This window comes from Novosphingobium bradum (assembly GCF_042646485.1).
GTDB classification, from domain to species: Bacteria; Pseudomonadota; Alphaproteobacteria; order Sphingomonadales; family Sphingomonadaceae; genus Novosphingobium; species Novosphingobium bradum.
The window spans coordinates 18140-30333 of sequence record NZ_JBHRTQ010000008.1; the positions used below are offsets into that span (position 1 = coordinate 18140).

Here is a 12194-nt window from a genome sequence, read left to right on the forward strand (position 1 = left end):
GCGTTTTGGCCAGGGCGCGGCGTCCCGCGGGATCGAGGGCGCGGCCGGAGACGCGATCAGGCGACCGCCTCCGCCACCGCCTCCGCCACTGGCACCTTGACCAGTTCCACCGGCAGGTTCGACATGACCGGCATCCCGGTGATCGAATCCACATCGTCGGTGCTGGTGATGGTGTTGACGTTGTATTGCCCCTGCCAGCCATGCGGCACGTGGCAGGCGCCGCGCACCAGCCGGGGATCGTATTTCACATTGCCGTCGATCTCGCCGTGCGCGCTACGCAGGATCGCGCGCTCCCCGTCGGCGAAGCCAAGCGCGCGGGCATCCTCCGGGTTGACGAAGATCGCGGCGACATCGCGGTTGTGCGGCACCTTGCGGCTGTTGTGCTGGTGAAGCTGGCGGCCCGAGATCATCACCAGCGGCGGGGCGGGCGGCATCTGGCGCAATTGCTCGATCAGCCGGTCGGGCGCCAGGCGCCAGCCGCCGATCCGGTCCACGTTCGGCGTCACCCAGCCATAGATCCGTTCCTGGGCCACGGTATAGCTGCACTGGCCGCTAGTATCGACCGGACGCCGCCCGCGCGCGGCGATGAGGGCGACCACCTCGTCGTCGGTGGCGGTCGCGGGATCGACCCCGGGGAAGAAGTCGCGGCCCATGCGCCGGCCAAGCTCGGCCAGGATCCACCAGTAGGACCGCGCCTCGCCGCGCGCCGGCACGCAGGCCTTGGAATAATAGGCCGCGACCTCCGAAAACGACGGATCGACCGCCAGCGACACGTCGGGCCGCTCAAGCTGGTGCTTGGCCGGCAGGGCATGGGTGGAAAGGCGGGTCACACTGTTGTCGAGGATCTCGATCGTGGCAAAAACCTCCAGCCCGCGCAGCGCCCGCTCCAGCCGGTCGCTCCCGGGGATGCAGGTCAGCATATGACCCGAAAGGTTGATCATCGCCCTGAGGTTGCCCTGCTCGATTTCGTCGGGCATCGCCGCGCAGACGAATTCGCCGGCAACCGTGACCAGTTCGGGCCGGCTCTTCGGCCCGGGGATGCGCCAGCCTTCGGGCGGGGCGGGCGGGATGCTCATCCGGTCCATCTGGAGGAAGAAGCCCGGGTTGCACCAGGCGCCGCCTTCGCGGTCGATCGAGCCGGTGACGATCATCAGGCACAGGCTCATCCAGGCGGTGAGGTTGCCGGCCGGCGAAAGCGAGATGCCGGTGCCAGATTCCACGCTCAGCCGGCCATTGCGGCGCACGGCGGCGAGGAAGTCGGCAAGATCGTCTTCCGCCAGGCCCGAGAGCCGCGCGACGTGCGCGGCGGTGAACGGCTCGACCACCGCGGCCAGCTTGTCGACATCCTGGGCATGGGCGGCCAGGTATTCCCGATCAGCCCCATCGCGCAGCAGTTCGCGGATCAGGTAGGCCAGCACGGCATAGTCGGTCCCGGCCTTCACGTGGAGGTGGCGGGTGGCGCGCGCGGCGGTTTCGGTCTTGCGGGCATCGAGCACCCAGACCTCGCCGTTGGCCGTGAACTCGCGCAGGCGCTGGGTCGGGCTGTTGAGCATCGAGGTGTGGCCATGCGAGACCACCGGGTTGGTGCCGACGTAGACGATCATCCGGGTCCGCCCGAAGTCGGGGCGGGGCATACAGGCAACCCCGCCGACCATTTCGCCCACCACGCCCTTCGACATCACGTCGATCGACATATCGCTGTAGAACGAGCGGGTGCCCAGCGCCTCGCGCATGGTGCGCTGGGCGGTGTAGGCGGCCGAATCGAGATAGCAGCCGCCCCCCAAGAAGATGCCCACCGCATCGGGGCCGGATTCCGCGATGATCCGGTTGAGTTTCGCGGCCAGATCGTCGAGCGCCTCGTCCCAGGTGGCGCGGCGCTGCCCGGCCTCGCGCCCGATCATCGGGTGGAGCAGCCGGTCCTCGCGCGCCTGCAGTTCGCCGGCGGCGCGGCCCTTGGAGCAGGTGTAGCCGGCGGTCAGCGGGCTGTCCTCGTCGCCGCGAACGGCGATCACCTGGTCGCCCTCAACCTCGACGTCCAGCCCGCAATTGGACGTGCAGATACGGCAGAAGGACTTGAGGATCATGCGCGCTCTCCCCGCCATGGCCGGCGTGTTCCGGCGGCCTGGCGCCGCCTTGTGCCGACAGGCTAATCCGCCGCGGCCCACCCTGCAATCGTTGGTCCATCGCCCCGGCGCTGGCTGGCGGCGGGGCGCGGCCCATCGCCGGGGCGTTGGCCGCGTCCCGTCAGCTCACGAGCAATGGCGCGCGATGTAGCGGGCATAGTCCTGCTCGATGATTTCCTCGCTCAGGCCATGCTTCTCGTAGTCGTAGATGTGCGGCGACCACTTCTCGCGCTTGTTGTTGTCGAGCCAGTTCTGGATCGCGGCCTCGTCCTCGGGGGTCCAGCGCGCGCCCATCCGGTCATAGACGTCGCGGCAGGCGCGCAGCGGATCCTGGGTGGTGGTGTCGTAGGGGATGTCGATGAAGCGGTCGTCGCCGATCTCGTCGCGCAGGTCGATCAGGTCGGCGGCCATGTCGGCCCAGCGCTTCGAGGTGAAGCGCCCGATCTCCTCCACCGAGATCGCATCGGTCTTCGAGCGGATCAGCGGAGTGATCATGCTGCAATGCGAGGGCACGGTCCGCAGCGGGTGGCGATGGGTCTGGACCATCAGCGAATCCGGGAAGGCCTGGAGCAGGGCGCGCGGCGCCGACATATGGGTGGGCGATTTCAGGATCCACCGCTTGCCCCGCCGCGACGGGTCCTGCCACTGGAGGATCTGGAGCGTGACCTTGAGCTCCTCGTAGCCCTTGATCTGGTCGTAGGTATTCTGCCACTCGATGAAACCGGGCACCCACAGGAAGCACTCGATCATCGTGCCCACGAACGACTGGTCGATGAGGTAGGCTTCCTCGTCGGCGTCGTCCATTTCGGTCACCCGCACTTCGGGCCGCTTGGGAATGCGATCGTGGATCGATTGGGCCAGCGCGCGGCGCTGCACCGGATGGCCGATTTCCTCGCCGGGGAAGGGATAGGGGAACATCCCCTCCCACCACTTGAGGAAGGCATGGTTCGGGGAGGCGGCCAGCATCCGGTGGGTCTTGGTCGATCCGGTGCGGCCCAGGCTGATGATCGCGCAGCCGACGTTGACCTGCTCGTCCAGGATCTCGGGGTGCTTCTTGAGCAGGTCCACCCGGCCCAGCCGGTTGACCAGATAGCCCACGATGCGCTCCGCCTCGGCTTTCGTCCCCGCCTCGTGGAGCTGCGATTCCCGCTTCTCCACTTCCAGCAGCTTGTCGAGCGGCTCGAAGAACCAGGTATCGCCCAGGTCGTCGAGCCCGGCGCGGCGCTGGGCCTCGGCCACCAGCAGGTCGCGTTCGAGGGGAGGGGTGGTGTGGGCTTCAGGCATGGTTCCGCTCCCGGGCGTTGATCAGGCTGGCCCGCGCCCGCCGTGATCGGCTTGGGTGGAAAGGCCGCTGGAGAATCGCGGCGAGGCTTGCCGCTATGACAGTATGCTGCGTTTTTTCGCCGCTGACCATCCCGCGTCCGCGCCGCGCCCGTCAAGCCGGCTTGCCGCTGCGGAATCGCGCCCTTGCCATTGCCCGGAGCGCGGGCCAGAGACTTGCGCCAGCACACGAATGCCGCGCGGCCAGCGGCCCGGGGGAGAACCGCACCATGCGTACCGATGATCTTCCGCCCGGCCTCGAACGCTCCGAATTGCGGCTCCAGATCGCCGATTCCGTGCGTTCGGTCTGCGATCGGTTCGATGATGCCTGGTGGCTGGAAAAGGAACGCAAGGCCGAATTCCCCCACGAATTCCATGCCGCCATGGCCGAGGCCGGCTGGCTGGGGATCACCATGCCCGAAGAATTCGGTGGGGCCGGCCTCGGGGTCAGCGATGCCGCGCTGATGATGCAGACCGTCGCCAATTCCGCCGGGGCGATGGCTGCGGCCTCGTCGATCCACATCAACCTGTTCGGCCCCCATCCGATCGTCACCCATGGCACGAACGAGCAGAAGGAGCGGTTCCTGCCCGCGCTGGTCCAAGGGCGCGACAAGGTGGCCTTTGGCGTGACCGAGCCTGATGCGGGGCTCGATACCACCCACATTTCCACCCGCGCGGTGCGGCAGGGCCGCAATTATGTCGTCAACGGCCGCAAGGTCTGGACCTCCACCGCGCAGGAGGCGAGCAAGATCCTCCTGCTCACCCGCACCACCCCGATCGAGGACTGCCGCAAGCCGACCGACGGGATGACCCTGTTCTACACCGACTTCGACCGCCGGCACATCGAAGCCACCCCGATCGAGAAGCACGGCCGCGCCGCGGTCGATTCCAATTCGACCTTCATCGATGGCCTGGTCGTGCCCGTGGAAGACCGCATCGGGGAAGAGGGCGACGGGTTCCGCCTCCTGCTCGACAGCCTCAATCCCGAGCGCATCCTGATCGCCGCCGAGGCGATCGGCGTGGGCCGCCGCGCGCTTGCCAAGGCGGTCGGCTATGCCAATGAGCGGGTGGTGTTCGGCCGGCCGATCGGCATAAACCAGTCGATCCAGCACCCCTTGGCGCAAAGCTGGATGGCGCTGGAATCGGCCGACCTGATGGTGTGGCACGCCGCCCGGCTCTATGATGCCGGCCTGCCTTGCGGGGCCGAGGCCAACAGCGCCAAGTTCCTCGGCGCCGATGCCGCCTTCGAGGCCTGCGACCGCGCGGTGCGGACCCATGGCGGCATGGGCTATTCCAAGGAATTCCACGTCGAGCGCTACCTGCGCGAGGTCATGCTCACGCGGATCGCCCCGGTCAGCCGCGAACTGATCATGTGCTTCGTGGCCGAACGCGTGCTCGGCCTGCCCAAGTCCTACTGAGGCCGCCGCCGGGACTCGCCCGGCGGCGCGCGCCTCACAGCGTGCGGATCAGGCCGGAGAAATCGACCGCGGCGTTCCCGGCATCGACAAATTCGCCATAGAGCGCCTCGGCCCGCTCGCCCATCGGCACCTTCGCGCCGGCATCGTGCGCTGCCGCCATGGCGAGGCGCAGGTCCTTCAGCATCAGCGCCGAGGCAAAGCCGCCCTGGTAGTCGTTGTCGGCCGGGCTGGCCGGGCCAACGCCCGGCACCGGGCAATAGGAGGTCAGCGACCACGACTGGCCCGACGACTTGGAGGCGATGTCGTAGAAGGTGCCCAGGTCCAGCCCCAGCCGCTCGGCCAGGCGCAGCGCCTCGCAGGTGGCGACCATCGTGGCGCCCAGCAGCATATTGTTGCAGATCTTGGCCGCCTGGCCGCTGCCGCTGGCGCCGGCATGGATCACCGTCTTGCCCATGGCGGCCAGGATCGGCTCGGCCCGCGCGAAGGCCTGGTCGGTGCCGCCGACCATGAAGGTGAGCGTGCCGGCATTGGCCGCGCCGATCCCGCCCGAAACCGGCGCGTCGACCATGTCGTAGCCCGCAGCGGCGGCGGCCGCGCCCACCGTCTTGGCCGTGGCAACGTCGATGGTCGAGCAATCGAGCAGCACCGCCGTGTTGGGTGCCCCGCCGATCACCTCGGCACTATAGACCTGTTGCACAATAGCCCCGTTGGGCAGCATCGAGACCACCGCCTCGGCGCCGGCCACCGCATCGGGCACGGTCTTGCAGGCGGTGCAGCCATTGGCCACGGCGCGGGCGAGGGCGTCTTCGGAAAGATCGAAGGCGCGGACATCGTGGCCCGCCTTGACCAGGTTCGCGGCCATCCCGCCGCCCATGTTGCCAAGTCCGATAAAGGCGATCTTCATGTTGCGCTCCGTGGGCTTACTTGAGGAGATCACGGCCGACGATCATCCGCATGACCTCGTTCGTGCCTTCGAGAATGCGATGGACCCTGAGATCGCGCCAGATGCGCTCGATCGGGTAATCCCTGAGATAGCCATAGCCGCCGAACAGTTGCAGCGCGCGGTCGGCCACGGCCGATCCGGTGTCGGTGGCCAGCCGCTTGGCCATGGCCGAGAATCGGGTCTTGTCCGGCTCGCCGGCGGTCACCTTGGCGGCGGCGAGATAGAGCAGGGCGCGCGCGGCCTCCAGTTCGGTGGCCATGTCGGCCAGGGTGAACTGGGTGTTCTGGAAATCGGCGATGGCCTGGCCGAACTGCCGCCGCTCGCGCACATAGCCCAGCGCCTCGTCAAGGCAGCGCTGGGCGCCGCCGAGCGAGCAGGCGCCGATGTTGATCCGCCCGCCGTCAAGCCCGGCCATGGCGATGCGGAAGCCTTCGCCCTCCGCGCCCAGGCGGTTGCCGACCGGCACTCTCACGTCCTCGAGGATCACCTGCGCGGTGGGCGAGGCATTCCAGCCCAGCTTCTTCTCCTGCGCGCCGAATGAAAGGCCCGGCGTGTCGCGCTCGATCGCCAGGCACGAAATCCCGCGCGGCCCATCCTCGCCGGTGCGGACCATGACGAGGTAGAGGTCGTTGACCCCGGCGCCGGAAATGAACTGCTTGGAACCGTTGACCACATAGTGATCGCCGTCGCGCCGCGCGGTGGTGCGAAGCGCCGCGGCATCGGAACCCGAACCCGGCTCGGTCAGGCAGTAGGAGCCCAGCCGTTCCATGGTGACCAGGCCGGGCAGGTGGCGGGCCTTGAACGCGGTGTCGCCATAGGTGTCGACCATCCAGGCGGCCATGTTGTGGATCGAGATGAAGGCGCTGGTGGTGGGGCAGCCATAGGCCATCGCCTCGACCGCGAGGGCCGCTTCCAGCCGGCCCAGGCCCGCGCCGCCGCCGGCTTCCGAAACGTAGATCGAACCCAGCCCCAGTTCGCCCGCGGCGCGCCAGGCTTCCACCGGGAAGGCATGGTCCTCGTCCCAGCGGGCGGCATCGGGGGTGAGCACGTCGGCGGTGAACCGGCGCGCCATGTCCTGGATGGCAAGCTGGTCTTCGGTGAGGGCAAACTGGTTGGTCATTCGCTTCCATTCCCCGTGGAAAGGCGTTGCTTGCCGGTCGCCTGCTCCGTCAATCCCGATTAGCCAAACATAACTGTGATGGACAGCACCGCGATGGCGTCTTCCCGCCCGGCAAAATCCGCCGTGTCGCCGGGCGCGGCGCCCAGCAAGGCGCGGGCAAGGGGCGAGGAGAACGAGACCAGCCCCGCGGCGGGATCGGCTTCATCGTCGCCCACGATGGCAAGGCTGCGCTCCCTGCCGCCCATCCGGAAGGTGACACAGGTGCCGATTTCCACCGTTTCGCCGCCTGGCGCCGGAACCAGTTCGGCGGTGATCTGGCGGGTCTGCCAGTAGCGCAGGTCGCGCCGCGCGGCGGTCAGCGCGGCTTCGTCGCCGCCGCCCTGCGCCACGCTTCGTTCCAGCTCGGCCACGCGCGCGTTGATCAGGTCCAGCCCGCGCCGGGTAACCAGGTTCGGGCCGGGCGGGATCGGGATCTCGAACTTGGGCTCGAGATGCTCGTCATCGCCATCGCGCCGGAAAGCCACGCTCATGGTCGGTGCTCCTAGGCCGCCGTGAACACTTCGAGCGCTTCGCTGGCCTCGATCCAGGCCGCCTCGGCCTCGCCGATCCGGGTCTCGATCTCGGCGCGGCGCTTCATCAGCTCGGTCATGGTCAGCTTGGCCAGGGCAGGTTCGGCGCTCTTGGGATCGAACATGGCCCGGTCGATCGCATTGCGCTGGCCGGTCAGCCGTTCCAGCTCGGCCTCGGCGCTCTTGGCGCGCTTGCGAAGGTCCTGGCTCTTCTCGCGCGCTTCGGCGTTGGCCTTGCGCTGGTCCTTCTTGTTGACGCCGCGCCCGGCCTCGTCCCTGCGCGAGGTGGCCGGCTCCTTGGCCAGGACAAAGGCGATGTAATCGTCGATCGAGCCATCGAACTCGCGGGCCGTGCCGCCATCGACCAGCACCAGCCGGTCGGCGGTCATCTCCAGCATATGGCGGTCGTGGCTGACGATGACCACGGCGCCCGAATAGCCGTTGAGCGCCTGGATCAGCGCCTCGCGCGCGTCCACGTCAAGGTGGTTGGTCGGCTCGTCGAGGATCAGCATATGCGGCGCGTCGCGGGTGATCAGGGCCAGGGCCAGCCGCGCGCGTTCGCCGCCCGAAAGCTTGCCCACCTCGGTGGTCGCCTTGGGGCCGGAAAAGCCGAAGCGGCCAAGCTGGGCGCGCACGGCGGCGGGCGTCGCGCCCTTCATCAGCACGGTCATGTGCTGGAGCGGGGTTTCCGAGCGATCCAGCTCCTCCACCTGGTACTGGGTGAAATAGCCCACGCGCATCTTGCCGCTGGCGGTCATCGCGCCGGCCATGGGCGCAAGCTGGGCGGCGAGCAGGCGGGCCAGCGTGGTCTTGCCGTTGCCGTTGCGGCCCAAAAGGGCGATCCGGTCATCCGGATCGAGCCGCAGGTTCAGCCGCTGGAGCACCGGTTCCTCGCCATAGCCCACCGAAGCCAGGTCGAGCGTGATCAGCGGCGGGCGCAGCTCGTCGGGATCGGGGAAATCGAAGCTGAGCGAGGGATCGTCGATCAGCTCGGCGATGGGCTGGAGCCGGGCCAGCGCCTTGGCCCGCGACTGGGCCTGCTTGGCGGTGGAAGCGCGGGCGGAATTGCGGGCGACATAGTCCTGCAACCGATCGCGCATCGCCTGCTGCTTGGCCTTTGCCGAAGCGATCTGGGCCTGCCGCTCGGCGCGCTGGCGCTCGAAGGCATCATAGCCGCCGGGATAGAGCGTCAGCTTGCCGCCCGAGAGGTGGAGGATATGATCGACCACGTTGTTGAGGAAATCGCGCTCGTGGCTGACCAGCAGGATGGTCGCCGGATAGGACCGCAGGAAATCCTCCAGCCACAGCACCGCTTCGAGATCGAGGTGGTTGGAAGGCTCGTCGAGCAGCAGCAGGTCGGGCTGGGAGAACAGCAGCGCGGCCAGCGCGACCCGCATCCGCCAGCCGCCCGAGAAGCTTTCCAGCGGGCGGTGCTGCGCCGCCTCGTCGAAGCCCAGGCCCACCAGGATGCGCGCGGCCCGGCTGGGGGCGGAATGGGCCTCGATCGCGATCAGCCGCTCGTGGATCTCGGCCAGGCGGTGCGGTTCGTGGCAGGTTTCGCTTTCCACCATCAGCGCCGCGCGCTCGGTATCGGCGGCCAGCACGGTCTCGAACGGCGAGGCCTCGCCGCCGGGCGCTTCCTGCGCGATATAGCCCAGCCGCGCGCCGCGCGGCATGGCCACTTCGCCGCTGTCGGCTTCCAGCATCCCGGCGATCACCCGCACCAGGGTTGATTTGCCCGCGCCATTGCGGCCGATCAGCCCGATGCGGCCGCGCGGCGGCAGCTTCGCGGTGGCATCGTCGATGATCGTCCGCCCGCCAAGGCGAACCGTTATTCCGGCAAGATTGAGCATGGCCGCGCCCTAGCAGGCCGGGCCGCCCGGCAAAAGCCACCTTGCAGAACTAAAACGGCAGGCCAAACCGGAAGGGCAAGGGCGCCAACGCCCCGCGCACACGCACCATCCGTCCCTATTTCAAAGCATTACATCGCACTTCGGTTGCCTGTCGGGCGATCTTGCCCGACCTGCCGCCCCAGCGCGTCGGTACAAGTGGATCGTCCGGCGTGGGGGCTCTGTTCTGTCGACTGGGGATCGTTCGACAACGGAGGGTAGGATGATTTGCAAGAAGGACTGCGGCGCAGCCCGCTGGCGTGTGCCTGGCCGATCGGATCGCGCCTGGCGCGAACCGCCGGATAATTCCAGCTGACATTGACCGCCGGGCGGTGATCGCCCGCAACCGGCAACGGCGCGTTTCGGACTGCTCATCCGATCCGGCCCTGCTTCCCGCAGGGTTGGCGCCGTTCACCAGAACCATCCGGCCGCGCGCATCCGATAGCTGCCGCGGCCATCCGGCCCACCCTGCGCGCGGCGCGGGGCGAAGGGTCGTGCACAGCGAAACAAGGATCAGAAAATGAGCAGGACGGGTATGTATGTGCTTCAGGGCGTGGTGCCGACGGAAATCGCGGCGGCCCCGTTCGATGTGAAGGTCATCGACATCTACAACGACGCCGGGCAGATGTTCACGCCGACCCAGGTCGCGCAGATGGGCGGCGGTCCCGGTTCCTCCTTGCTGCTGGGCTATTTCAGCATCGGCGAGGCGGAAACCTACCGCGACTATTTCAAGACCATTCCTGCCGCCGCGCTGGGGCCGGTAAACCCGCAGTGGGCGGGCAATTACCAGGTGGCCTACTGGACGGCGGAATGGCGCACCGTGGCCACCACCTACCTCGACAAGATGATCGCCGCCGGATACGACGGGATCTACTTCGACGTGGTCGATGAATACCAGCAGAAGTGGGCGCAAACCAATTGCCCGGGCGGTGCCGCCGGTGCGGCCCAGGCCATGGCCGATCTCGTCGCCTACCTGGCCGACTATGCCCACGCCAAGAACCCGGCGTTCAAGATCTGGGCCAACAACGCCGAGGAACTGCTGACCAACAACACCTACTTCAGCCACCTCGACGGTATGTACAAGGAGAACCTGTTCTACACCGACACCGGTTCCAAGCAGCCGGTGAGCGAGACCCAGTACAGCCTCGAAATGGTCCAGCGGATGCTCGCGGCGGGCAAGGACGTCATTGCGATCGAATATGTCTCGGATCCGACCAAGGTGGCCGACGTCGAGGCCCAGGCCAAGGCCGACGGCGTGGGCTACTACACCGCCGACATCAACCTCAATGGCATCAGCTACACCGGCGTCCTCCCCGGCCAGGTGATCCACGAGGACTGGAGCGGCGCGACCACGACCGGGGGCACGACGGGGACCACCACCGGGACCACCACCGGGACCACGACTACCTCAACCACCACCACCACCACCACCGCTCCGCCGCCACTGGCACCGGCAGACCTGGTGCTGAGCGGAACCAGCGGGTCCGACACCCTGATCGGCAAGGATGGCAATGACCACCTCTACGGCAAGGGCGGCGCCGACGTGTTGATCGGCAATGCCGGCAACGACTGGCTGGAAGGTGGCAACGGCAACGATATCCTGACCGGCGGCGCCGGCTCGGATTCCTTCGTGTTCCGCGCCTATGGCTCCAGGCACATGGATACGATCACCGATTTCCAGCCGGGCATCGATCATGTCGTGCTCGATCACGCGGTGTTCACCGCCATCGGGCCGGTCGGCACTCTCGCCGATGCGGCCTACTGGGAAGGGTCCAGGGCTCATGATGCCAGCGACCGGATCATCTACAATCCGGCGACCGGCGTGATCAGCTACGATGCCGACGGGACCGGCAGTCAGGGCATGGTCAAGATCGCCACCGTGCCGATCGGGACCGACCTGAGCCATGCCGATTTCGTCGTCATCTGACGGGGCAGGGCCGGGCGTTTCCTCCTGACGCCGCCCGCCGGACCGCGCCTGCCCGCGCGGTCCGACGGGAACGGTCCGCAGCCGTGCTCCTCCGGGGCGATTTGGCCGCAGGTGGGGGGCGGTCGGGGTGGACGGGTCAGGCGGCGAAGGCGGTCGGGCTCTCGGGCGCGTGGATCATCGCGGCCACCGGCGCGGCCTGGGGCGGCTCGTCCAGGTCGATCCCGGCATGAAGCGTCCAGGCCGCCGCCTGGGTGCGGTTGTGCAGGCCCAGCTTACGCAGGATCGCCTTGACGTGAACCTTGACCGTGGCCTCGCTGATATCCAGTTCGCGGGCGATCACCTTGTTGGGATCGCCGCGGCTCAGGCAGCGCAGGGTCTGGAGCTCGCGGGCCGAAAGCAGTTGGGAAACCGGGCAGGCCGGCTGGGCCTGGTGGAGCCTGCGCCCCCATTCCGGCAGGTGGCTGGCCAGCGCGCTGGGCATGACCTTTTCGCCCATGATCACCAGCCGCAGGCACTCGATCAGCGATTCGTAGGTGATGCTCTTGACGATGTAGCCATCGATGCCGGCCTGGAAGGCGTCGATCATGTAGTCCATGTCGAAGGCGTCGTGGAGGATCACGATCCGTGCGTCGGGGGCGTGATGGTGGACGGCCTCGATGCTCTCCTCGTCGACGTCGACGGAATCGGCGGCATCGATGATGAACAGCTTAGCCGGGCGGCGCAGCGGCCCCGGATTGCCGGCAAGGAACAGCGTGAGGTGCTGTTCGGTGGCGCTCACGTCGAAGCCATTGCTTTCGATGATGCGTCGCAGGCCTTCGCGCAGCAAGTCATTCCTGCCGAAGAGTACGATGCCAACCTTGTCGAGGGTATGTGTCATGGCCTGCC

The 12194-nt window shown here is 67.8% G+C and carries 9 protein-coding genes; 2 read left to right on the top strand and 7 right to left on the bottom strand.

Annotated elements, in window-relative coordinates; translation table 11 throughout:
- Positions 1-56: 56 nt before the first annotated feature.
- A complete protein-coding gene (locus ACFOD9_RS10150; RefSeq protein WP_379510000.1) occupies positions 57-2084 on the bottom strand; it encodes a molybdopterin-containing oxidoreductase family protein in 2028 nt (675 codons plus the stop codon).
- Between the two features lie 165 nt (positions 2085-2249).
- On the bottom strand, positions 2250-3407 hold the full coding sequence (locus tag ACFOD9_RS10155) for a sulfotransferase family protein (protein ID WP_379510001.1): 1158 nt from the start codon (positions 3405-3407) through the stop codon (positions 2250-2252).
- Positions 3408-3673: 266 nt separating this feature from the next.
- On the opposite strand from ACFOD9_RS10155, the gene ACFOD9_RS10160 reads away from it, so the two are divergent.
- Positions 3674-4861: an acyl-CoA dehydrogenase family protein gene (locus ACFOD9_RS10160; RefSeq protein ID WP_379510002.1), complete on the top strand. Its 1188-nt coding sequence runs from the start codon at positions 3674-3676 to the stop codon at positions 4859-4861.
- Positions 4862-4895: 34 nt separating this feature from the next.
- Here the strand turns inward: ACFOD9_RS10160 and mmsB are convergent, their stop codons facing one another.
- Genes mmsB through ACFOD9_RS10180 form a run of 4 tightly spaced genes read right to left on the bottom strand, consistent with a single transcriptional unit; the run spans position 4896 to position 9346 of the window.
- On the bottom strand, positions 4896-5765 hold the full coding sequence (gene mmsB / locus ACFOD9_RS10165; RefSeq protein ID WP_379510003.1) for a 3-hydroxyisobutyrate dehydrogenase: 870 nt from the start codon (positions 5763-5765) through the stop codon (positions 4896-4898).
- A 16-nt stretch (positions 5766-5781) separates the two neighbouring features.
- Complete coding sequence (locus tag ACFOD9_RS10170) at positions 5782-6924, bottom strand: acyl-CoA dehydrogenase family protein (RefSeq protein WP_379510004.1); 1143 nt, start codon at positions 6922-6924, stop codon at positions 5782-5784.
- 59 nt (positions 6925-6983) lie between these two features.
- Positions 6984-7454, bottom strand: coding sequence for a GreA/GreB family elongation factor (locus ACFOD9_RS10175; RefSeq protein WP_379510005.1), 471 nt, complete (start codon positions 7452-7454; stop codon positions 6984-6986).
- Between the two features lie 11 nt (positions 7455-7465).
- Positions 7466-9346 (bottom strand): ATP-binding cassette domain-containing protein, encoded by a 1881-nt coding sequence (locus tag ACFOD9_RS10180; RefSeq protein WP_379510006.1) that lies wholly within the window; start codon positions 9344-9346, stop codon positions 7466-7468.
- A gap of 556 nt (positions 9347-9902) precedes the next feature.
- On the opposite strand from ACFOD9_RS10180, the gene ACFOD9_RS10185 reads away from it, so the two are divergent.
- On the top strand, positions 9903-11309 hold the full coding sequence (locus ACFOD9_RS10185; RefSeq protein WP_379510007.1) for an endo alpha-1,4 polygalactosaminidase: 1407 nt from the start codon (positions 9903-9905) through the stop codon (positions 11307-11309).
- Between the two features lie 136 nt (positions 11310-11445).
- On the opposite strand, the gene ACFOD9_RS10190 is transcribed toward ACFOD9_RS10185, so the two are convergent.
- On the bottom strand, positions 11446-12186 hold the full coding sequence (locus ACFOD9_RS10190; RefSeq protein ID WP_379510008.1) for a LuxR C-terminal-related transcriptional regulator: 741 nt from the start codon (positions 12184-12186) through the stop codon (positions 11446-11448).
- Positions 12187-12194 lie beyond the last annotated feature (8 nt).